Source organism: Peribacillus sp. CSMR9, from assembly GCF_033141925.1.
Lineage (GTDB): Bacteria > Bacillota > Bacilli > Bacillales > DSM-1321 > Peribacillus > Peribacillus simplex_A.
In genome coordinates, this window is record NZ_JAOPHO010000011.1 from 36,087 (window position 1) to 59,612 (window position 23,526).

Genomic DNA, 23,526 nt, shown 5'->3' on the forward strand with positions numbered 1-23,526 from the left:
AAAAATAAAACTGTAAACAAACTCAATCATGGTCTACAGTCTGGAAGTGAAGCTAAAGCATTAGGCTTCTCTTTTTTTGTATGGAGAATATTACGAAAAAGCTTACTGGCTTTGGTATATCCCCTTCCATAACTCAAAAGTTAAACTTTACATCACCTAAGAAACCACAATATCATTCATTTTATACAAGAAAAAGGAAATGAAATTATTAAATTTTGACCAATAACTCCTTTAAAGTATTCACATTTAATAACTTACAAAAAAAGTGTGTGATGTTTTCTTACATAAACAAAGAAATCTTGCTTTTATAAGAGTAAAATAAACGAATATTCAACTAATAAAATATTGGAGAGATGAAAAATGAAAATATCTGAATTGAAAAAAAGCGGTCATGCTCCGTCATTATTAGCTTCATTCCTTTATTTTGATATCAGTTTTATGATTTGGGTATTATTAGGTGCACTTGGTGTCTATATTACAAAGGATTTCGGACTTTCCCCAGCTGAAAAAGGCTTGATTGTAGCTATTCCGATTTTGGGAGGTTCGTTTTTTCGAATCGTCCTTGGTTTTTTGACTGATCGCATCGGCCCGCGGAAAACAGCAATCGGCGGGATGCTAGTTACGATGATTCCGCTTTTTTGGGGATGGTTATTCGGAGATAGTTTAGCCGAGCTCTATTTAATTGGGATTTTGCTCGGAGTGGCAGGTGCAAGTTTTGCTGCAGCACTTCCTATGGCTAGTCGTTGGTATCCCCCGCATTTGCAGGGTCTTGCGATGGGCATTGCGGGAGCCGGTAACAGCGGAACTCTTTTTGCGACATTGTTTGGACCGCGTATTGCAGAATCTCTCGGCTGGCATAATGTTATGGGATTAGCTTTGATTCCTTTAACCATAGTGTTCGTCATTTATATTTTAATCGCAAAAGACGCACCATCTCAACCGCCTGCAAAACCGCTCAAGGAATATTTCAACGTATTTAAAATAACGGACACTTGGTATTTCTGTATTCTTTACAGTGTGACATTTGGGGGCTTTGTCGGGTTTACTAGCTTTTTAAGCATCTTTTTTGTTGATGAGTATGGGTTAACACGAATAAGGGCAGGGGAATTTGTTACATTATGTGTCATCGCCGGAAGTTTCTTTCGTCCTGTCGGAGGATTTATTGCCGATAAAATAGGTGGAGTTAAACTGCTTATGTTTTTATTCGTTGGACTCACAATATGTATGTTTGGGATTAGTTTTCTTTATTCTCTTACTGTCGTTACGATCCTACTGTTCATGGGAATGCTATTCCTTGGTATGGGCAACGGGGCTGTTTTTCAATTAGTTCCACAGCGATTCTCTAAAGAAATTGGTTTTATCACAGGAATTGTTGGAGCTGCCGGGGGTGTTGGCGGATTCTTGGTTCCAAACATACTAGGTACGTTGAAACAGATAACTGGGACATATGCTACTGGATTTTTAGTATTTTCCGCAGTTGGAATCGTGGCTTTGCTTATCCTGGGCCTAGCTCAGCTTTCATGGAAAAAAACGTGGGTATTCGGAAAAGATTCAGTTAAGATCTAGATCTTTGTTTACTGGTTATATTGGCTTGTTACAGTACTTGTTCGGGGGGGATAAAATGTATAAACAAAAACTGGTTTTAGTAGGTAACGGTATGGCGGGATTACGCTGCATTGAGTCAATTATAAGTAAGGATCCGACTGCATTTGAGATTACTATTTTCGGTAGCGAACCACACGTTAACTATAACCGAATCTTATTGTCGACTGTGCTTCAAGGCAACACTTCGTTTGAAGATATTGTGATAAATGATAAGGGCTGGTATACGAAGAATAGTATCCAATTCTTTACAGGGGAAACGGTTGTGAAAATCGATAAAGAGTCTCGGAAGATAAAAACAGACAAAGAACGGGAAGTTTACTACGATAAGCTGATAATTGCCACGGGTTCTATCCCATTTATTCTTCCTGTTACCGGTGTTGATAAAGAAGGAGTCATAGCATTTCGGACGATTGAAGATTGCCAAAAGATGATTGAAACTTCGCGCAAGCATAAAAAAGCAGTCGTCATCGGAGGCGGTTTATTAGGTTTAGAAGCAGCGAGAGGGCTTTTAAACCTTGGTATGGAAGTGAATGTCGTTCATATTGCTGACCATTTAATGGAAAGGCAGCTTGATTCAACGGCATCACTTTTGCTTCAAAAAGAGTTGGAAAACCAGGGAATGAACTTTCTTTTAAAAAAGGAAACACAGGAGATAATCGGTAACGAGCGTGTAGAGCGCGTCCGTTTTAAAGATGGAACGGAGGTGGAAGCAGATTTAGTCGTTATGGCTGCGGGAGTCAGACCGAATATTCAGTTGGCCAAAGACAGCGGAATTGATACAAATCGTGCCATTATTGTTAACGACTATTTAGAAACCAGCATCCCAAATATTTATGCGGTTGGTGAATGTGTTGAACATCACGGAATTGTTTATGGACTGGTGAAACCCCTATATGAACAAGGTGAAGTGCTGGCAAAGCATATTTGTGAGATGAAATGCACCGGATACCAAGGTTCGGTCCTTTCCACCCAGTTGAAAATATCAGGAGTTGAATTATTCTCTGTTGGGGATTTCCTTGGTGATGAAACAACGAAATCAATCACAACTTTTGATGAATTAGATGGTGTGTATAAAAAGGTGGTTTTTCAAGGAAGAAAAATCATAGGTGCTGTTCTGTATGGAAATACAAACGTCAGTTCACGATTACTCGATATGATTTTAAAGCGGCAAGAAATAACGTCAGAAGAAAAGCATGTACTGTTCCAATCACCTAGTACGGCTGAGGGATTAATCGCTTCTATGGCAAATCATGAAATCATTTGCAATTGTAATGCTGTTTCAAAGGGGGCAATCATTGGAGCGGTTCAAAATAAGGGATTAACAACCGTGGAACAAGTTAAACAATGCACAAAGGCTTCAGGTTCTTGCGGTGGATGTAAGCCTGCAGTGACCGAGCTTTTGGCATATATTCAAGGTAATCTTTCCGATCAGGCTAATGAACAAACTGCAATGTGTTCATGTACGACATTAACGGAAGATGAAGTCGTGTATAAAATGCAGCTCCAAGATTTAACATCCATCCAAGAAGCGATGGATGTTCTTGGATGGGAAAATACAAGAGGTTGTTCAACATGCCGGCCAGCCCTGAGCTATTATTTAGGGATGATTCATCCAGAGTACGAGATCAGACAGCAAACTCTTTTCATAAACGAGCAGAAGAATGCAACAGTTCAAAGTGATAACCGATACTCTGTTATCCCGCAAATGTACGGTGGGATGACGAATGCGAAAGACTTGCGAAAAATTGCAAATGTTGCAGATAAATATGATATATCCCAGGTGGCGGTAACAAGTGAACAAAGAATTCAATTAATGGGTGTGAAAAAAGAAGATCTCCCAGGTGTGTGGGCTGATTTAGACATGCCGTTAAGTTCGAAATATGGTAACACCGTTCAAAACGTCAAAACATGTATCGGTGAACATGTTTGTTCTTGTGATAAAAAGCAATCCCTTTTACTTGCTGTAGATTTGGAAAAAAGATTGGAGCATGTATCAACACCTTACCGGATAAAGATAGGCATTTCTGCTTGTATGCATAACGGTGCAGGATCAACAACGAAAGATATAGGTGTTATGGGCATTGACAGGGGCTGGGAAATATATGTGGGCGGAAGCAGCGGGCGTACTGTACGTGCCGGTGAACTGTTATGTGTAGCTGGGACAAATGAAGAAGCAATTGAAATCATCATCGGCTTTATTCAATATTATCGGGAAACAGCCAATTATTTAGAACGGACTTGGCACTGGATTGAACGAGTGGGTTTAATTCATGTTAGAGAAGTATTGTTTGATAATGAACTTAGTCAGCAACTATCTCAACGATTGGAAATGGCTTAGGTCAGAGAAGGAACGAAGTCCGTAAGTACCTTTTGATGCACGTCTAAAACTAACGGTTGATTGTTATCTATAGAAATCCATGAGTAAAGGGTGAGGAGCCTTGACCGAATTATTATTAAAGTATTTCCGAACGAAGCAACAAGAGGTCCAATCAGAGAAACGCTATGATACACAATGTCCATTTTGCAGCATGCAATGTAAGATGCAGCTGTTGGAACAAAAAATAGTGACAAGAAAAAAGTATATGACGATTGGAAAAGATAATCCAACCTCAGAGGGGCGTTTATGTATTAAAGGAATGAATGCACACCAACATGCTCTACATAAAGATCGAATTAAATACCCTTTATTTAAAAAAAATGGTGAATTTGTTCGAATAACATGGGAGGAAGCATTAAACCACATTAAGGAGAATTTCACTAAGATTCAAGCAGAAGATGGTGTAAATGCATTATCTGTTTATGGGAGTGCATCCATTTCAAATGAAGAAGCATATTTGCTTGGCAAATTTGCCAGAGTAGCATTAAAAACAAAGTATATAGATTATAATGGCCGTTTGTGCATGTCTGCAGCTGCTTCGGCAGCAAACCAAACGTTTGGTCTGGACAGAGGCCTAACCAACAGCTTATCAGAGGTTCCGTTCACAAAGTGCATTATCTTGGCAGGCACGAATATTGCTGAATGTCAGCCGACAATCATGCCATACTTTGAGAAAGCGAAACAAAATGGTGCATATATCATTGCTGTAGATCCACGAGAAACAACAACAACGAAAATGGCCGACTTACATCTAAAAGTAAAACCAGGGATGGATGCCGCCTTGGCAAACGGTTTATTGAAAGTAATCATTGAAGAGGATTTTATTGATGAAGCATTTATCCGGGAACGTGCAAATGGCTATAACGAAGTTAAAGAGTATGTTACATCTTTACAGTTAGAGGAAATTGCTGAAATGACAGGGGTTCCTAGCGACCAAATTCAAAAAGCGGCTGTAATGTTCGGGAAAGAAAAATCAGGAATGATTTTTACAGCAAGGGGCATTGAGCAGCAAACTGATGGTTCAGCCGCCGTTCGTAATTTTCTTAATATTCTTATTGTTACAGGGAAAATCGGAAAAATGAATTCGGGCTATGGAGCTATTACTGGACAGGGGAATGGGCAGGGAGCAAGAGAGCATGGCCAAAAGGCAGACCAGCTCCCGGGATATCGCATGATTGAAAATGAGGAACACAGATTACATATTGCAAGAATATGGGGAATCGATGAGGCTTATTTGCCACGTAAAGGTGTCTCAGCATACGAAATGATAGAGAAGATAAATGAAGGTGAAATTACCGGCATGTTTTTAATGTGTTCCAATCCAATTGTTTCAAATCCCAATGCTAACTTTGTCAAAAAGGCTTTGGGAAAATTAAAGTTTCTTGTCGCAGTGGATATGTTCATTTCTGAAACTGCTAGAATGGCTGATTTGATTTTACCTACTTCGTCTTATTTAGAGGATGAAGGAACGATGACAAATTTAGAAGGACGGATAACGTTGCGGGAAGCAAGTTTTTCATCGCCTGGGGAAGTGAAGCATGATTGGCAAATCATTTGTGATATAGCAAAAGCTCTGGGAAAAGGGGAGTATTTTCCCTTTCAATCTGCAAATGAGATTTTCGAAGAATTAAGAGTGGCAAGCCGCGGGGGAACCGCTGATTATTATGGTATAACATATGATCGATTAAGAAAAGAAGGAGGCATTTTGTGGCCATGTCCAACCATTGACCATAAAGGAACAAAAAGGTTATTCGAAACGTCTTTTGCCCACCCGGATGGAAAGGCAGCCATGGTTGTGGTTAATAATGTGCCTCTTGTTCCAAAAGAACAGCCATGTACGGATTTCCCACTTTATTTAACAACAGGAAGAATCATGTCACATTATTTAACAGGAGTACAGACGAGAAAAAGCTCATCATTATCCGCCAGAAATTTTGAATCATATATGGAAATACATCCGGAAACAGCCAAGAAATATCATATTCCAGACAATACTTTGGTGAAAACTGAATCAAGGCGCGGAAGTATTGTTGTAAGAAGCAAATGGTCAGCAACCATTCGCCATGATACTATATTCGTTCCTTTTCATTGGGCAGAATCACAAAATGTCAATCGACTCGTTTCACAGGAATTAGATCCCACATGCAAAATGCCTGGCTTTAAAGTCAGTGCTGTAAAAGTACATCCTATAGTAGAGATAACGTCTAATTAAAGGGAGGTTTTCCTCCCTTTCATCATAACTTTTTTTAGGTTCAATAAGGGTTAAGCCTAACCACATAGCATTCCATATCAAATGGATTTTACATGACTAACAACAAAAGGGGAAAAAGGATGAAAAAAGGTAGGGTCTATATTGTTGGTGCTGGACCAGGTGATCCGGACTTAATTACTGTCAAGGCAACCAAATGCCTAGCGGAAGCGGATGTCATCTTGTATGATCGATTGGTTAATCGTGAATTGCTTTTATATGGTAAACCTGAAGCTGAATACATTTATTGCGGTAAAGCACCTGGTAAACATTGTGTCTCTCAAGAGGACATTCATCAATTGTTAATTAGTAAATCAATAGAAGGAAAAACGATCGTTCGTCTAAAAGGGGGAGATCCTTTCATCTTTGGACGAGGGGGCGAGGAAGCAGAAGTGCTGGTTAAGCACGGAATTCAGTTTGATATTGTTCCTGGAATCACATCCGGAATCGCTGCGCCAGCTTATGCTGGAATTCCCGTGACTCACAGGGAATGGGGGAGTTCCTTCGCAATTGTCACAGGACACGGCGTGACCGGCAAGCCCGATAACATCAACTGGCATCATTTGGCACATGGTGTTGATACCATTGCTATTTATATGGGTATTAAAAACCTGCCATATATCTGTAAACAACTACGTTCCTGCGGAAAGAAGGCTGAAACTGCTGTTGCTGTCATTGAACAAGGAACGACAGGTTTTCAACGAACTTTTACAGGAACAATCGATTCAATAGTGGCGATTGTTACAAGAGAGCAGGTTGCCAATCCCGCCATGATTTTAATAGGAGAAGTGGTGAATTTATCTGAGAAATTATCATGGTTTTCAGAGAAGACAAAAGATAAGGAGTTCGCTTAGAAGAGGAATGATTAAGTTAGAAAACTTTATTGTAATGAAAATGTGAAAATGGAAAACTGGACATGATAGTCATCATGTCCAGTTTAACAATGTTAACAGTTATTTTAAAAGTGCAAGATGAAAATATTATCGAAGACTGAAATATGGACATTGAATTAATAGTTCCGGATTTTAGCGAAAATCAATTACGTAGGCCAAAGTGAGCATTTAATTGGCCCTGCAGCATTTTTTTTCGCATTTTTTCCTGTTCAATTTTTCTGTTCTCTTTTAATTTTTCCTGTCTAATTTCATTGGTTTGCACTCCATCCTCTATTTTATCAGCGATTTCCACTAGTGCCTTGACGTCGGAAAAAGAGTATTTACGGTTACCACCCTTAGACCTTTCGGGGAAAACGAGTTTTCTTTCTTCATAATACCGAATTTGTCTATCTGATAGTCCGGTTAATTCTCTGACCACTCCGATGGAAATTACTTTTCTGTCAATATAAGATTCTTTTTGCTGGACGATGAAAATCACCTCATTTTGGGTTTAAGCTAGATCAATAAGGATATTATATCCTAATTTTCTGAATATTTGTAATAAAAACTAACATTAATTATTGATTTTCAAAAATCATGTAAGATTATATAACACACTTGTTGTTATAAATAGTGACCTCACCTATAATCAAACACATATTCCTTTCAAAAAAATCTTATTGGAGGACAAAACATGGCTAAGCAAAAATTGGCACTCATTGGGAATGGTATGGCTGGAGTAAGATGTATAGAAGAAATTTTGAAAATTCAACCAGAAAGGTTTGAGATGACTGTCTTCGGAAGTGAGCCACATCCGAATTATGATCGAATCCAATTATCGAATGTATTGCAAGGGGCTACGACGATTGATGATATTACAATAAATGATTGGAACTGGTACAAAGAGAATAATATTACACTTTTTTCAGGTGAAACGGTCACGAACATCGACTCCGCAAAGCAAATCATATACTCAGACACAAATCGAGCAGTCGAATATGATCAATTAATTTTAGCTACCGGGTCAATCCCTTTCATTCTACCGATAAAAGGTGCTGATAAAAAAGGAGTGACAGCCTTTCGAAATATTGAAGATTGCGAAAAAATGATTGAATATTCAAAAAGCTATAAAAAGGCAGCAGTCATTGGCGGAGGATTACTGGGTCTTGAAGCGGCCAGGGGGCTTTTAAATCTAGGTATGCAGGTAGATGTTATTCACCTTTCGGAATATTTGATGGATAGGCAGTTGGACCCAACAGCAGGAAAAATGCTGCAAAGGGAACTTGAAAGCCAGGGAATGAAATTTTATCTTGGGAAACAAACACAGGAGGTTTTAGGTGAGTTTGATGTTAAAGGATTACGCTTTAGTGATGGGGAGGAGATCAGCGCCGATTTAGTGGTCATGGCAGTTGGGATTAAGCCCAATGTTCAATTGGCCAATGATTGCGGCCTCCCTGTCAATCGTGGAATTATCGTGGACGATTATATGAAGACAGGAATCCCGAATATTTATTCGGTCGGTGAATGTGCGGAACACCGTGAGGTGGTGTATGGTTTGGTCGCTCCCCTTTATGAACAAGGCAAAGTATTAGCCAAAAAGATTTGCGGGCTGGAAGGCAAAGCTTACGAGGGTTCAGTGCTGTCTACTAAGTTAAAAGTATCTGGTGTTGATGTATTTTCGGCTGGGGAAATTTTCGAGGATGACCAAGCTAAATCAATCAAAGAATTTAATGAATGGAATGGTACTTACAAAAAAGTAATGATTCGAAATGGGAAAATTTCTGGTGCGGTATTATTCGGGGATACAAAGGAAAGCAATAACCTATTGAGCATGATCAATAAAAATGCCGACGTTTCCGAATATCTAAAAGTTGGAACGAGTGGAGCTCCCAGCAGTCTTGCCACTTCGATGTCACATGAAGAAATCGTCTGTGGTTGTAATGGTGTAACGAAGGGTGATATTGTGACGGCTATTGAAACTCAAGGGTTAACAAGTATTGAGGAAGTAAAAGGCTGCACAAATGCTTCGAGATCCTGCGGGGGATGTAAGCCGTTAGTCGGTGATATTCTCGAGCTGACATTGGGCGCTGATTTCAGTGAGTCAAACCAGAAGGAATCCATATGCACGTGCACCACTTTATCCAGAGATGAAGTTGTTGCTGAAATACGCGAAAAAAACCTAACCCATACTCGAGAAGTCATGAATGTTCTCGGCTGGAATACAAGTGATGGATGCTCGAAGTGTAAACCGGCACTGAACTATTACTTAGGCATGATTCATCCTGTTGAATATGAGGACGAAAAAGAATCCCGCTATGTCAATGAAAGACTACATGCAAATATTCAAAAGGATGGTACATTTTCTGTTGTGCCAAGAATGTATGGGGGCGTCACTAATCCCGATCAATTACGGAAAATAGCAAATGTTGCCGATAAGTATAATGTTAAGTTACTTAAGGTTACAGGCGGGCAAAGAATTGATATGTTCGGCGTTGAAAAAGAAGACCTTCCAAGTGTATGGGCCGACCTGGATATGCCTTCCGGATATGCTTATGGAAAAACCCTTCGAACTGTGAAAACATGCGTAGGGGAAAACTTTTGCCGCTTTGGCACCCAAGATTCAATTGGGCTTGGCATTGCCCTGGAGAAGAAATTTGAACGTGTAGGCACACCGCATAAGGTTAAGATGGCCGTGTCGGCATGTCCTCGTAATTGTGCTGAATCCGGTATCAAAGACTTTGGTGTTGTCGGCGTGGACGGTGCATGGGAAATTTATATTGGCGGCAACGGCGGAACCCATTTAAGAGCTGCTGAATTATTGTGCAAAGTGAAAACAAGTGATGAGGTAATTGAAATCGCAGGTGCATACCTCCAACATTATCGGGAGACTGCCAATTATTTAGAAAGAACGTCTGTCTGGGTTGAGCGTGTAGGGTTCGATACCATTAAGACGATTATTGGTGATAAGCAAAAAAGGATTGAGCTTAATCAACGTTTAGATGAGGCCATTTCGGTATTGCAAGAACCGTGGAAAGAAATCATTGAGAGCAATGCGATCCAAACCGGTTTATTTCAAAAAGTGAAAATTCCAGCTATATCAAATAAATGAATATGGGGGAAGCTTACATGGGGAAGACTCTTCAAAAAATAAAGGTTTCAACAGTAAATGAGATGCCAAAAAACCTAGGGAAAACAGTAACCATAGGCTCTCATGAAATTGCTCTTTTTCATTTAGCAAATGGTGAATTCCGAGCTATTGAAAATCGTTGCCCACATAAAGGTGGTGTTCTGGTGGAAGGCATTGTGAGTGGTGATCACGTCTTTTGCCCGATGCATGACTGGAAAATCAGTGTCAAGAATGGAGAAGTCCAAAAACCTGATAATGGTTGCGTAAAGACATTCAATGTAGAAATAGAAGATGGTAATGTTTATATCGTTTTATAAAAATGTAGATAACCCGCTGCTCTGGATAGTCTCTTATGGGACTATCCATTTTTTCTTTGAGGAGCTATGAACATATTCCCCCGACGAATTAAATTGATAAATATTACCAAAACAAATATAATTTCTAGTAAAGGAGTGACTTTATTTAACGATGGATGTAAGCGATCTCAACCAGGGATTTTTATGAATAAATAGGGGAAAGGTTGGCGTTTTTATGAACAAATTATCTGTTGGCGTTTTTACCTTTATGCTGTATTTTGTTCCTTTAAGTACTTCACCTGGATTAGCAGAAGTAAAACCAGATTACAAGCTTTATGTAATGGCCCCATTGGGTGAAATAACAGATTGGGAGGCATTTGAAGCACAGTTAACTCAGTTGAAGGAAAATGGAGTATATGCAATAACGACAGATATCTGGTGGGGGTTAGTCGAGAGTAAAAAAGATAATCAGTTTGATTGGTCCTATTATAAAAAATATGCGGAAACAGTGGAAGCATCCGGTTTAAAATGGGTGCCCATTCTGTCTACACATCAATGCGGCGGTAATGTGGGGGATGATTGTAACTATCCCATCCCGAGTTGGCTCTGGAATAAGGACACTCTAGATAACATGGCATTCAAGAGTGAAAGTGGTTTCTGGAATAAGGAAGTACTTGCTCCTTGGTGGGAAGGTACAGCAGAACAGTACAACGAATTGTATAAATCCTTTGCAGAGAACTTTGCTGATAAGAAGGACCTAATAGCTAAAATATATCTAAGTGCAGGACCAGCTGGGGAACTAAGATATCCCTCCTATCAAAATGCTGATGGCTGGGATTATCCTGAAAGGGGACAGCTTCAAGTTTATACAGAAGGAGCGAAACGGGATTTCAGACTTACCTTGAGAGAAAAATATTCAACGATAAAAAAATTAAATGCTGCCTGGGGTGAAACATATAAAAACTGGAATGAGATTCAGCCACCTGGAAACGGGGATGAATTTTTCACCAAGGGCGGAGCAATCGATACACAATTTGGATACGACTTTATGCAATGGTATCAAGGAGCACTCGAAAAACATCTTGCAAAAATCTCTAAATTTGCCCATAAACATTTTGATAAAGTCTTTGGCGTGCCAATTGGAGCTAAAATCTCAGGAGTCCATTGGAAAATGAATGATCCAGTACTACCGCATTCAGCAGAGTATAGTGCCGGGTACTATAACTACTCCCAATTATTGAATCAATTTAAGAAATCGAATATGGCCCTCACGTTCACCTGTTTGGAAATGGGAGACCAAGACGCACATACTGCACCATCATATAGCGCTCCTAAAACGTTGGTGACACATATTGCCTCTTTAGCTAATGAAAAAGGAATTTCTTTAAACGGAGAAAACGCACTCCCGCTGATCAATAATGAATGGGGATTTGACAATATAGCAGAAATGGTTTTTAACCATGGTTTTGAGGGATTTACCTTGCTGAGGATGTCCTATTTATTCGACGATGAAGGAAATCCCACAAATGAGCTCAGGATGATGAAGGATAAATTGGAAGGCAAGTCGATTCCAGTTACATTCACAGTTGAAAATGTACCTGTCACACAGGGAGTTTACTTAATAGGGGGTAGAGGGGAAATCGGCAGATGGAATGTTGAAGATTACGAATATAAACTCACGCAAAACACAGAAGGGAGCTGGAGTGGAACATTCCGTTTAGCAGCAGATCGACTCTATGAATTCAAGTTCGTCATGAAAGATGAAAATGGCAATATTATTTGGCAAAAAGGGGAAAATAATAATTATAAAACACCATTAAATGGAAAAGGAAACTATAAAACTTCATGGTAGATGGATATATAGGGCTATAGGTTAAATCAGTATGATTAACTGAGCAAGTCTTTTGGAAATAATATTATTGAAAGTTCATCACAAATTAAGGTCAAAATACAATCCTGAAGCCAAGTACTTTTAATATACGTACTGACCGCGATATTGGGGAAATATTATTTTAAGACTTAAATGACCTGTACTTACATTAAATAGACATGTGGCCTATTTAGAAAAAAACATCAAGAAAGGGAGGAATTGAATTAAATGAAGTCAAGGATTGCATGGACAGGGGAAATGGCCTTTTCTGGCACAACTCCGTCGGGACATGAAATAAAGATGGATGCTGCCGAAGACGTAGGAGGAAAAAATAGTGGAGCAAGACCCACAGAGTTACTTTTGCATTCTCTTGCCGGGTGCACAGGTATTGATATTGTAATGATTTTAAAAAAAATGCGATTTGAAACAAAGGCCTTTCAAATAGAGATAGAAGGGGAACGATCAGAAAACCACCCTAAGCGGTTTACCGATTTTCATATCCACTATTTATTGGAGGGTGATCTGCCTGAAGATAAAGTGGTCCGTGCGATTCAACTATCGAAAAATACGTACTGTTCAGTATATCACTCATTAAATGCCAACATAAAAATGAGCTATTCGATAAATGGCGCTAAAGGAAACCAAGAATTATAATGTTAATTTAAGGGCTATCATTTACAAGAAAGTTGTTTTTACATTTATCATTTAAGAAAAACAGCCTTCATTTCCTTAAAGAAATGGGGGCTGTTTTTGAGGCTGGAATGAACATCCTGATTAACAGAATGAATCTTGGTTCCAGATTTTCGTAAAGAGGTCAAAAAATATAAATAAAATGTTGCATAAAGTCATCTAAAATTTGTGCCCCGCTTGAAAACCGCAGGAAGTATTTCCTCTGAATATTTATGAAAGGCGTATTTCTCCAGGCCATTAAATATCTACACAAGTGAACAAATTCATTCCTAATTTGTATTTCAAAAAAGCTCACCTGCCATTGTCTTGTACCGTTTATTGGTATGGATGGGTTTATTTAGTCAGCAAGTAATCAAAATGTAATCGTTTGTCATTGGAATGCCCTTGATGTTAGGAGTTTATCCATATAAACTTTATATACAATTGAGGAGTGGTTAAGTTGAAAGAGATAACAATTGACAAATTAATTTTTAAAGATCATTTATCGATGATTGAACAATATTCATTGAAGGATTTCATGTTTAAGTGGCTTGGTAGCCCCGATGAGGGATTAGATGATCTACTTCCGCTAAAATACACAGATCAAGTTTTTGCAAAAATGGAAACGACATTGGAGACAAAAATAAAGATCCAGGGTGATGAAACCTTCAGATATGTCACCATTACGGAAGATAATCAAATTGTAATAGGAGGCTTAGACACGAATCAAGAGTTAAAGTTTAGAATTGTGTCTCTGGAGGAGCGTTTGAAAAGCTATTAAAAACTTTTAACATTTCAGACTGAATCATATTTTCAAATAAATAATTAAGGCCGTTCCTGTTTATTTAAGGAATGGTCTTTTTAAGGTGTTTTTATTTTTTTCACGTTAAGAGCAGCGTCAATACCATATAAGGTTGTTAACTGTACTCGAAAGTTAAGAAAACCCTTACCTTATGCCAGGTGATCGAGTAATTCTTTAAACTCCCGATTTTTTTGGATTAATTTAACAAAAAATAAACGATTATTGATTTTTCTTAGTGTATTATAAAGTAATGAAGTCGATTAAAACATTTGGGAGGAATTGAAATGAGCGAGACGTTGGCAAGTTCGATAAAAACGCTTTTGAAAGAAACGTTTGAGGGACCTGGAAATGAAGGAAGCTATTATACTGATTCAAAACCGAATACAGGGGTTTTCGGGACACTCGATGGTTTAACAGCAGAAGACGCTTCACGGTCCATAAACGGATCAACCATTGCTGCTCATTCTGACCACATACGGTATTATTTATGGGTGATCCGAACAATGATCAGTGGCACAGACTTTGAAAAAGATTGGGACGCAAGTTGGACCATTACTCATGTTGATGAGGTGAAATGGGCGGAAATCAGGGAGGGATTACAAAAAGAATATGTAACTCTTTTCGCTGAAATCGAAACAATCGATTTAGTAAAATGGCTGACAAATGTAAACGCGACCATTGCCCACTCGGCTTATCATCTTGGAGCGTTAAGGCAAATGTTAAAAAGCCTTGAAATAAAAAAATAATTTAAGATATTGAGGGTTTGTAAAATGATTTCCTCTTCAGGCATTCGCTTGCCGCGGACGGTCCGCCCGCGGCGCTCTTTGCGCCTGTGGGCGGGGTTCTCGTTTTTCCCGCACGAGTCTCGTACCTTTCGTAACCCACAGTCGCTTGCTTTGATGAGGCTTGGCAGCCAGTCGGAGGAAAGGGAGCGGATTCCTGAAAACAAACTGGAACTTTTTTAGGGTTTGTAAAATCTAATCGTTGATTCCATTATCATATACTTGAATGAAGTCATTATTAATTTCAACTTACGTCGTCCAAAATCTCACGCCGTTATTCTTTTCCACTTCAATTCCTTCAGCCTATCGTTTGCTTATTTTTTCTACGTTCTTGCTCAGCCACATATGAAAGCAGAATTTTTATAATTGGGCCTCTATTAATTTTCCAGCATTACCCATACCTCTAGATTTCCTACTATCAAATCGTGAATGATCAAGAGCATCTCTTGATATAGAGGCTGGTTAAAATCTTTTCCACTTTGGCTTATCAATGAAGATATATCGTTCTTCAATTCCAAGATCACGAAGTTTTTTAGCTGCCGTTCTGAATTTGCTGAAACACGGGCATATCCAATTTTCGAAAAAAGCAACCAACAATATTGGTCATTTGTGTCAAAAAGTTAATTTAACTAACAGGGAAATTTAGTTGTAAAAGGATTTAATAAGTTTGAAGCTTAATCTATTGAACAAATAATAAAGAAGGAACCTATAGACTTGATGATAGGAGAATAAAACGAATACCGTGATGGCAATAATAAAATTGACAGGACACCATTTGGTGTCATATAATGAAGACACCAAATGGTGTCCAATTAAAGGGGGGGTGATTTTGAACGAGAAAAATCAAGAGCGTGATATTTATGTAGGCATCGCTGATCCAACAAGACGCAAATTGCTACGTTTGTTGGCGGACGTGGAAGAATTGCCACTCAATGAGTTAACCGTTCATTTTGAAATGGGTCGTACTGCGGTTTCAAAGCATTTGGCAATCCTTAAAGAGGCTGGTCTCGTGATCAGCAGAAAGGTCGGCAGGGAAACGCGTTATCGGCTGAATGCTGCCCCATTGAGAGAAATTGAGGATTGGGTATCGTTTTACAAAAAATTCTGGAGTGAAAGAATATTACTTTTAAACCAAATATTGGAGGAGGAACAAAAAATGAGTTTAACAGTATCACAAGATTTTAATTTTAAGAGCCCAATCGAGAAGGTATGGCTCGCCTTAACGGATGCAAATACGCTTGCTAAATGGGTAATGGCTAATGATTTAAAACCTGTCGTCGGACATAAATTTCAGTTTCGGAATGAACAGTGGAATTTAATTATCGATTCCGAAGTTCTTGAAGTGGAGGAGCCTTATAAGTTATCTTACACTTGGGTAGGTGGTGGAATAAACACTACAGTCACATGGACATTAAAGCACGAGGATGGAACAACCTATTTAAATCTTGAACAAACAGGATTCGAAAAAGAAGATCAAGCGTTCAATGGTGCGAAATATGGTTGGGCGAAAATGGGCGAACAACTAAAAAAATTGTTAGAGGCAATGTAAGACCGAACCTCTGAACCTGTTTTTAGTATTTAGCTAACGTATAGGAAAAAGCAAACTGCTCGGAAAGAGAAGTGTTCCGTGATGACAAATAGTAGAATGAATCCTAAGGTTGATGAAATTTTAAGTAAAGCTAAAAAGTGGCAGGAAGAATATGAGATGTTGAGGAATATCGTTCTTGACTGTGAGCTGACCGAAGAATTTAAATGGATGCATCCTTGTTACACGTTTGAGAAAAAAAACATAGTTTTAATACATGGATTTAAAGAATATTGTGCGCTTTTGTTTCACAAAGGTGCCTTGTTAAAGGATACCCATGGAATTCTAATCCAACAAACGGAGAATGTACAGGGGGCGCGCCAGATTCGGTTCACCAATGTTCAAGAAATAGTTGCAATGGAAACCATCTTGAAAGCCTATATTCATGAAGCCATTGAAGTTGAAAAAGCCGGTTTGGAAGTGAATTTTAAAAGTAATACAGAATTCATAATTCCTGAAGAACTTCAAAATAAATTCGATGAAATCCCTGCCTTGAAAACTGCTTTTGAAGCATTGACCCTGGGACGGCAAAGAGCATACATTCTTTATTTTTCACAACCCAAACAATCCAAAACTCGAGTATCAAGGGTTGAAAAATATATGCAGCAAATTCTCGATGGAAAGGGATTAAAGGATTAGTATATTCGATGAGAAAATAAATTAATCAAGTCCTAAGATATTAACTTACTTTGCGTTAATTCGAACTCCTTTTTGGTTCGCAGGTAACCACTCAATCAAATAAGGGAAAAAACAAAAAGTGATCCGTAGAGTGAAAGCAAACTACCGTGTAACAGTTTTACACATTCCACCTAACAAAAGAAAAATACTGCGCACAAAAGTGTGTCCTTTGGCTTTTGCTGAAAAGTACGCTTTTCTTGAACTAACGGGTGCTTATCTTGAATAAGGTTTAAGAAATGACCTTCAACAAAACCACCTAATAAAAATAATGTGTTATTCCATTATAGGGCGCTTATATGGAGTAACAAAAAAGCCCAATTTCTCAATTTTAATACTGAGAAATTGGGCTTTTAATTCTGAAATTTCTATTTAGGAGAATGGCTGACAAATGTAAATGTGATCATTGCCCACTTGGCTTATCATCTTGGAGCATTACGGCAAATGTTAATAAGTCTTTAAATTGAAAATACTTTAACATAATTTTGTCAATGTCTGGATGCTCCGAAGGGTCTAATTACAAACCATGATTTTAAAGAAAACTTGGTTATCCTTGATGTTTTTAAGATGAAACCCTCATTAGAATGAAGAAATTTGCGACACTCCTGCCGAATAACTGGCTAGAAGAGACCCCACAGACGCTTGCTTTGATGAGGCTTGGCAGACAGTCGGCGGAAAGGGAGCGGATTTTTTGAAATTATCTGGATCTTTTTAGCAAACTGGCTCTTCTTCTACTTTAATTTTGCTAAACACCTTAGCTAGGTTAGGACAGGATAAAATTCAGAAACACACCATTTTGTAGGTAATTGTTGGATTGTGTCAGATTATACTAAGAATCTTTTACATTTTAAAGGGTTCAAGTCCTAATTGGAGAAGTATTATTATCAGGATGTTTTTTAGCCGAGGATTAGTGACTGCATGAATATCGACATAAAAGGAGGGTTCTTAATTAAAAAGCGGCTGTTTAAACTATGTATATTTTGTTTTGTATTCTTTGTTCAAACATTATGGTCTCCCGCTGTTTTTGCTGAACAAAGAACTTTTAAAATTGCTGAAGAAAGTGCCCTTCCTCCATTTTCATTTGAAAATGAAGCTGGTGAGCTGACAGGGATCAATATTGATTTAATGGAGGAAATAGCAAAATATAATGGGGTTGATTTCGAATATATTCCGATGGGGATGCAAGAAGCGGAAAAAGCCTTAATGAACGGAACAATTGATGCAATTGTTGGAAGTACCTATAATACTGAAAAAGATAATCAACTTGATTTCACTCAATCTTATTTTACCATGTCCCAATCAATTATTATCCCTAGTAAAAGGAAACAGGATATTCATACGTTAACGGATTTACGTGATTCACATGTTGTCCTTGACTATAACACACCTGTAATCAGTACATTTCTCAATATGAGGAATACAAACTTAACGACCGTTTCAAATCAATACTCGGGTATTTTAACATTATTGAACAATCGTGCAGATGTGTTCATTGGAAACAAATGGACTGCAGACTTCTATTTGAAAAAGTTCCGCCAGGAAAAGAATTACATCATTCTCGATGAAGTCATTGAACCCGCGGATTATACGATTGCAGTAAAAAAAGGGAATCAAACGCTTCTTTTCATGATGGACAATACACTCACAGAACTTAAAGCGAACCGAAATATCAACGGGATAATTGATAAATGGATCATGCCACAGTCCAATCAAAAAATTGCCAGGTTGGAGCAATTCATATTTTGGCTAATCATAATCTTAACTGTAGTAGCCCTTATCCTTCTAGTTATTTACATATGGAATCAAAAGCTGAAAATATCCGTTCATAACCAGACGTTGAAATTACATTTATTAAATAAGGATTTAGAGAAACAACGGCAAAACATCGCTAATGGCAAAGCGTTCAAAGAACAAATCTTAAACAATATCAATACTGGCATCATAACATTCGATCTCGATTTCATGATTACCAGCTGCAATGCAAAGGCATCGGACATTCTAAACATTTCCAAGGAAATGATTCTGAATTTTTCGAATCATTCGCAATTAATGGAAAATTTCGAAGCTTCCCATCAAGAACAAAATAAGAAAAATCGTTCGGGTTCTTTTCGGATCTTGGTAATAAACGAAGAAAATGAACAGAAGGTCATTTCATATTCGATGCATAAGATGTTCAATTCTGAAGAAATACAAACTGGATACTTACTTTCCATGAATGATGAGACGGAAAAGAAAACATTGGAGAAAAAATTGGTCACACAAGAAAAACTGCACGCTCTTGGCCAACTAGTTGCAGGTGTCGCACATGAAATCAGGAATCCTTTAACATCGATTAAAGCATTCATTGATTTACTACCGAGTAAATATGATAATCCTCAATTCCGACAAGTTCTAATGGAACACTTGCCTACTGAAGTAAACCGGCTGAATGCGATTGTTACCGATTTAATTGAATATGCTCGTCCGCGACCGCCAAATATTACAAATTGCCACGCTAATGACCTTATATCATTACTTGCTTTTCATAAGGTGACAATGGAAAAAAACCAAATAAATTTCGAGCAAACGATTGAGGAGGACCTTATTTTTTATATAGATTTACAACAAATTCAACAGGTACTTCTTAACTTGGTGTTGAATTCGATTCATGCCGTTGAAGAAACAAAGGAAAAGACCATTAAAGTCACCATTGATAAGGAAAACGAAAAAACAGGGCGGATTGCCATATCCGATACAGGAAAGGGGATGAAACAGGAGGAACTGAACCATATTTTCGAGCCTTTTTTCACAAATAAAGAAAAGGGCGTCGGTTTGGGACTTACGTTATCGTATAGGTTAATTAAAGAAAATAACGGAGATATCCATGTGAAAAGTTATCCTAATTCAGGAACGAAATTCACCATTTTACTACCTTTATATATCGAATAAAAGCCTGGAATAAGGAGGAGTAATATGAAAATGCATGTATTGGTGATTGACGATGAACCTGCTATTTGCACCGCTCTTAGCTTTGCATTGGAAGATTCTTATCAAGTAGTGACAACTACGGACCCGGATGAGGGTCTTCGGAAGATCGACGATCAGCCTTTTGATATTGTGTTACTTGATTTGAGGATAGGAAATAAAAGTGGACTTGATGTCCTGCAGAAAATCAAACAAATAGCACCTAACGTAACAGTCATCATGATGACTGCCTATTCATCTATTGAAACTTCCATCGATGCCATAAAAAAAGGGGCCTACTACTATATTGAAAAGCCCATTAATATAGAAGAACTTTCTTTGCTCTTGATGAGGGCAGCCGAATTCAAACAGATGTCTAATAAATTGGAGACATTACACGAAGAATTAGAGATGCAAAAGGGATTTGGGAACTTCCTTGGTAATAGCAAAGCGATGCAGCGTATTTTTTCAATGATCGAAAGAGTGAAAGATATTGATTCAAGTGTTCTTATCACAGGTGAAAGTGGAACTGGAAAAGAGCTTGTAGCCCGAAACATCCATACTCTGGGAAGAAGGAAAAACAAACCCATGCAGATTGTCAATTGTGCTGCAATTCCTGAGATGCTGCTGGAATCTGAATTGTTCGGTTATGAAAAAGGCGCTTTTTCCGGTGCAACTCAGAGGAAGGAAGGGAAATTCGTTGCTGCTAATGAAGGCATCCTTTTTCTGGATGAGATTAGTGAAATGCCCCTTCCTCTTCAAGTCAAATTATTACGGGTGTTGCAGGAACGAGAGGTGACGCCTCTAGGTTCCAATACAAAAATATCCCTGGATGTCCGTATTATAAGTGCAGCCAATAAAAACCTGGAGCAAATGGTAATGGAAGGTAAATTTAGGGAGGATTTATATTTCAGGTTAAATGTCATTCCCATTTCGATGCCGCCGTTAAGGGATAGAAAAGAAGATTTACCCATCCTTATGGATTATTTTATAAAAAAGCACTCTACCGATATGAACCGGGAAGACAAGGCTTTCTCGGCAACCGCACGTCGGATTTTGCTGGATTATCATTACCCAGGGAATGTCCGTGAGCTTGGTAATATTATAGAATATGCTGTTGCCCTATCAAACTCGAAAAGAATGGAAGATACCGACTTGCCACAATATGTTCAAGAACAGAAGTTCATTCTCCAGCCGAATGGCATTGACGATGATTTTAACAGTTTCAGAATCCCGATTGGCATATCCATGAAAGAAATAGAGGAAAAAGTCATAACGGCCACTCTTCAATATTGTAAAAACCATCGGCAAAAAACAGCCCAAATCCTAAAGATTTCTGAAAGAAGCCTTCGTGATAAAATCAAGCTCATTTCAAAAGAAGAATAAAAGGCTAATAGTCTAAACCGGCATTTTTTTCTGGGTACCCGGCAAAAAATGCCGGTTTATGATGGTGAATCATGCTCTAAATCGGCAAACTTTGCGTTTTAGAGCAATTAATCGGCTTGGCATAGTACTTGCATCTATTTTCATTAAGAAAGGAGGGCCACTATGAAAAATGGAGCACTCTTTATAAAAGTCGCTGTGTTATTTTGTTTCATGGCAGGATGTTCTTTTATGAATGAGCAGCAGGAAATTTCAAAACCTGCTACCTTGATCCAGAGGCAATTAGTTTCTGAAGGACAGGATTTAAAAAATAGGCTCCTAATCATTGCAACCGGAGATATGTCAGGGGTTTATTATTCATTAGGACAAAGATTGTCAAACATGTTTGAAAAATATAATGGAGCTGTTTCAGGAACCCAGGTAACCCATGCTTCCATCGAAAATACTGAATTGGTTAGCCGCCATCGCGCAGAAATTGGTTTTACCTCAGTAGATGTACTTGATTTGCCTGAAACGGATAAATCCAAGTTAAGAGCTTTAACGGCCCTATATTCCAACTATGTTCAAATTGTTACAACGAAACAAAATGATATTGATTCCTTGGAAGATTTAGTTGGTAAACGCATTAGTGTTGGTACGACCGGAAGCGGTACAAGGCTTATGGCAGAACGAATCCTATTAGAAACGGATTTACAGCTTGATCAATTGAATTTATCCTATCTATCTTTTTCTCAATCTGCAGAAGCCTTGCAAAATGGTACCATTGATGCCGCTTTCTTTTCTTCGGGAATTCCGAATAATGAAATCGCTTTCATATCCAGGCAAACGGAACTCTCCTTCATTCCAATCCCGAAAGATATTATTGAACACCTTCAGGAACAATATGGTGTTTATACTACCAATGAAATTCCTAGTGATACATATAAGGGAATGAAAAAAAGTGTCCAAACGATTTCTATTAAAAATGTTTTGGTAACCTATGATGAAATGTCTGACCAGCATGCTTACAATCTGGTGAAAACACTATATGAACATCTGCCTGAGCTGCAGCATACACATCCGGCCGCTTCTGATATTTCAATAGAGGAAGCAACCAAACAAGTTCCACTCGAATTTCATTCAGGAGCCATGAAATATTTTAGCGAACAAGGAATTATTGAAAATCAATGAAAAATGGGAGGTAATGAATATGAAGAAAATATTAAGTCTTTTATTGATAATCGCATTGATCGCTCTTGCAGGGTGTGGTAATCCAACTCCGCAAAAGCCAGGAGAATCGGTACAAACGGGTGCAGGTGAAAATGGAGAGAAAAAAATAACGATAGCAGGGAATGGCGGAGTCATCGAAAGTGCCATCCGAGATGTGATCGCTCCAAAGTTCAAAGAAAAAACGGGAATCACCGTAAATTACATTTCCGGTTTATCTGGTGAAATCCTTTCTAAAGTGGAATTACAGAAGAACGCTCCGCAAATAGATGTTGCCCTGTTTGTACCGGTTGATGTAATTCGCGCTAAGGAGAAGGAACTGATCGTACCAATTGATGAGTCCAATGTTCCCAATATGAAATCGGTGGATCCACGTTTCATTCCGGTTGAAAAGGCTGCCGCGCCAGCATTCGGTTTAGTCATTGCACCAGCTTATAATACGGAAACCTTTAAAAAGAAAGGGTTAAAATCAATTGAATCATGGAATGATCTTGTCTCACCTGATTACGAGGGTAAAACGGCATTTTCAGATATTACGAATGACTGGGGTTTCAATACACTTAATGGACTGGCGATGTCAAACGGCGGCAGTACGGAAGACATGGAACCAGGTCTTGAAAAGGCAAAAGATCTTGCAGCGTATTCCAATACATTTTATAAAAACTCAACGCAAATGATGCCAGCCATACAACAGGGAGCTGCTGACGTAACGGTCATGGGAAGTTATTCCATAGGTGAACTAGCCGTTTCAGGTATTCCCATCAAGATGGCCGTGCCTAAAGAAGGTGTACCGCTTCAAGCTTTCAGCGCTGGTCTAGTGAAAAATACGCCTAATAGCAAAGAAGCCCTTGAATTCATCAACTATGTAATCAGTGAAGAAGCGCAAGCATTAATTTCCGAAAAAGGATTTTATCCGACGGTAGAAGGCATGAAAATTCCAGAGAAATTCGAAGAGTCAATCGGACTTAAAGAAAGTGATAAAACATTCAAACCAGATTTCGCCAAGTTTGCCGAAATCCGTGCCGAGGTGTCAGACAGATGGGCGAAAGAGGTTACTCCTGAATTAGGCAAAAAACTCAAATAAAA

The 23,526-nt window shown here is 38.5% G+C and carries 17 protein-coding genes and 1 pseudogene; 17 read left to right on the plus strand and 1 reads right to left on the minus strand.

The window, feature by feature from the left end:
- Positions 1–360 precede the first annotated feature (360 nt).
- The 4 genes from N9I19_RS08370 (at position 361) to cobA (ending at position 7,084) form a co-directional block, all read left to right on the plus strand.
- On the plus strand, positions 361–1,566 hold the full coding sequence (locus tag N9I19_RS08370; RefSeq protein WP_317777491.1) for a nitrate/nitrite transporter: 1,206 nt from the start codon (positions 361–363) through the stop codon (positions 1,564–1,566).
- 55 nt (positions 1,567–1,621) lie between these two features.
- Positions 1,622–3,943, plus strand: a complete 2,322-nt coding sequence (gene nirB, locus N9I19_RS08375) for a nitrite reductase large subunit NirB (RefSeq protein WP_317777492.1) — start codon at positions 1,622–1,624, stop codon at positions 3,941–3,943.
- A 100-nt stretch (positions 3,944–4,043) separates the two neighbouring features.
- Complete coding sequence (gene nasC / locus N9I19_RS08380) at positions 4,044–6,194, plus strand: assimilatory nitrate reductase catalytic subunit NasC (protein WP_317777493.1); 2,151 nt, start codon at positions 4,044–4,046, stop codon at positions 6,192–6,194.
- A 119-nt stretch (positions 6,195–6,313) separates the two neighbouring features.
- The gene (cobA, locus tag N9I19_RS08385; RefSeq protein ID WP_317777495.1) at positions 6,314–7,084 is read left to right on the plus strand and encodes a uroporphyrinogen-III C-methyltransferase; all 771 of its coding nucleotides are present in this window, start codon (positions 6,314–6,316) and stop codon (positions 7,082–7,084) included.
- A 181-nt stretch (positions 7,085–7,265) separates the two neighbouring features.
- On the opposite strand, the gene N9I19_RS08390 is transcribed toward cobA, so the two are convergent.
- Entirely contained in the window at positions 7,266–7,601 is a 336-nt protein-coding gene (locus tag N9I19_RS08390; RefSeq protein WP_309476950.1) for a MerR family transcriptional regulator, read from the minus strand.
- A 195-nt stretch (positions 7,602–7,796) separates the two neighbouring features.
- Between N9I19_RS08390 and nirB (N9I19_RS08395) the strand changes: the two genes are divergently transcribed.
- The 13 genes and pseudogenes from nirB (N9I19_RS08395) (at position 7,797) to N9I19_RS08455 (ending at position 23,524) form a co-directional block, all read left to right on the plus strand.
- Positions 7,797–10,211, plus strand: a complete 2,415-nt coding sequence (nirB, locus tag N9I19_RS08395; RefSeq protein ID WP_317777496.1) for a nitrite reductase large subunit NirB — start codon at positions 7,797–7,799, stop codon at positions 10,209–10,211.
- A gap of 17 nt (positions 10,212–10,228) precedes the next feature.
- The gene (nirD, locus tag N9I19_RS08400) at positions 10,229–10,546 is read left to right on the plus strand and encodes a nitrite reductase small subunit NirD (RefSeq protein WP_098372390.1); all 318 of its coding nucleotides are present in this window, start codon (positions 10,229–10,231) and stop codon (positions 10,544–10,546) included.
- 214 nt (positions 10,547–10,760) lie between these two features.
- The gene (locus tag N9I19_RS08405) at positions 10,761–12,377 is read left to right on the plus strand and encodes a family 14 glycosylhydrolase (protein ID WP_317777497.1); all 1,617 of its coding nucleotides are present in this window, start codon (positions 10,761–10,763) and stop codon (positions 12,375–12,377) included.
- A gap of 246 nt (positions 12,378–12,623) precedes the next feature.
- Positions 12,624–13,049: an OsmC family protein gene (locus N9I19_RS08410; protein WP_317777499.1), complete on the plus strand. Its 426-nt coding sequence runs from the start codon at positions 12,624–12,626 to the stop codon at positions 13,047–13,049.
- 475 nt (positions 13,050–13,524) lie between these two features.
- Positions 13,525–13,845 carry a hypothetical protein gene (locus N9I19_RS08415; protein WP_317777500.1) on the plus strand — a complete coding sequence of 107 codons (321 nt, stop codon included), beginning with the start codon at positions 13,525–13,527 and terminating at the stop codon, positions 13,843–13,845.
- A gap of 305 nt (positions 13,846–14,150) precedes the next feature.
- A complete protein-coding gene (locus tag N9I19_RS08420) occupies positions 14,151–14,612 on the plus strand; it encodes a hypothetical protein (protein ID WP_317777501.1) in 462 nt (153 codons plus the stop codon).
- Positions 14,613–15,393: 781 nt separating this feature from the next.
- Positions 15,394–15,711 (plus strand): annotated as a pseudogene (locus N9I19_RS08425) (ArsR/SmtB family transcription factor); the annotation flags it as partial.
- 93 nt (positions 15,712–15,804) lie between these two features.
- Positions 15,805–16,197, plus strand: a complete 393-nt coding sequence (locus N9I19_RS08430; RefSeq protein WP_284472065.1) for an SRPBCC family protein — start codon at positions 15,805–15,807, stop codon at positions 16,195–16,197.
- A gap of 81 nt (positions 16,198–16,278) precedes the next feature.
- Positions 16,279–16,872, plus strand: a complete 594-nt coding sequence (locus N9I19_RS08435) for a YdeI/OmpD-associated family protein (RefSeq protein WP_317777502.1) — start codon at positions 16,279–16,281, stop codon at positions 16,870–16,872.
- Positions 16,873–17,826: 954 nt separating this feature from the next.
- A complete protein-coding gene (locus N9I19_RS08440) occupies positions 17,827–19,836 on the plus strand; it encodes a transporter substrate-binding domain-containing protein (RefSeq protein ID WP_317777503.1) in 2,010 nt (669 codons plus the stop codon).
- A gap of 24 nt (positions 19,837–19,860) precedes the next feature.
- Positions 19,861–21,237, plus strand: a complete 1,377-nt coding sequence (locus tag N9I19_RS08445; protein ID WP_317777504.1) for a sigma-54-dependent transcriptional regulator — start codon at positions 19,861–19,863, stop codon at positions 21,235–21,237.
- A 162-nt stretch (positions 21,238–21,399) separates the two neighbouring features.
- Positions 21,400–22,404, plus strand: coding sequence for a TAXI family TRAP transporter solute-binding subunit (locus N9I19_RS08450; RefSeq protein ID WP_317777505.1), 1,005 nt, complete (start codon positions 21,400–21,402; stop codon positions 22,402–22,404).
- A gap of 19 nt (positions 22,405–22,423) precedes the next feature.
- Positions 22,424–23,524, plus strand: a complete 1,101-nt coding sequence (locus N9I19_RS08455; protein ID WP_317777506.1) for an ABC transporter substrate-binding protein — start codon at positions 22,424–22,426, stop codon at positions 23,522–23,524.
- The last annotated feature ends 2 nt before the right edge of the window (positions 23,525–23,526 follow it).

Coding starts and splice junctions, on each gene's coding strand:
- N9I19_RS08405 (WP_317777497.1), top strand. CDS start 10,761: ATGAACAAATTATCTGTTGGCGTTTTTACCTTTATGCTGTATTTTGTT.
- N9I19_RS08430 (WP_284472065.1), top strand. CDS start 15,805: ATGAGTTTAACAGTATCACAAGATTTTAATTTTAAGAGCCCAATCGAG.
- nirD (WP_098372390.1), top strand. CDS start 10,229: ATGGGGAAGACTCTTCAAAAAATAAAGGTTTCAACAGTAAATGAGATG.
- cobA (WP_317777495.1), top strand. CDS start 6,314: ATGAAAAAAGGTAGGGTCTATATTGTTGGTGCTGGACCAGGTGATCCG.
- N9I19_RS08440 (WP_317777503.1), top strand. CDS start 17,827: ATGAATATCGACATAAAAGGAGGGTTCTTAATTAAAAAGCGGCTGTTT.
- N9I19_RS08450 (WP_317777505.1), top strand. CDS start 21,400: ATGAAAAATGGAGCACTCTTTATAAAAGTCGCTGTGTTATTTTGTTTC.
- nirB (WP_317777492.1), top strand. CDS start 1,622: ATGTATAAACAAAAACTGGTTTTAGTAGGTAACGGTATGGCGGGATTA.
- N9I19_RS08370 (WP_317777491.1), top strand. CDS start 361: ATGAAAATATCTGAATTGAAAAAAAGCGGTCATGCTCCGTCATTATTA.
- N9I19_RS08435 (WP_317777502.1), top strand. CDS start 16,279: ATGACAAATAGTAGAATGAATCCTAAGGTTGATGAAATTTTAAGTAAA.
- N9I19_RS08445 (WP_317777504.1), top strand. CDS start 19,861: ATGAAAATGCATGTATTGGTGATTGACGATGAACCTGCTATTTGCACC.
- nirB (WP_317777496.1), top strand. CDS start 7,797: ATGGCTAAGCAAAAATTGGCACTCATTGGGAATGGTATGGCTGGAGTA.
- N9I19_RS08420 (WP_317777501.1), top strand. CDS start 14,151: ATGAGCGAGACGTTGGCAAGTTCGATAAAAACGCTTTTGAAAGAAACG.
- N9I19_RS08455 (WP_317777506.1), top strand. CDS start 22,424: ATGAAGAAAATATTAAGTCTTTTATTGATAATCGCATTGATCGCTCTT.
- N9I19_RS08410 (WP_317777499.1), top strand. CDS start 12,624: ATGAAGTCAAGGATTGCATGGACAGGGGAAATGGCCTTTTCTGGCACA.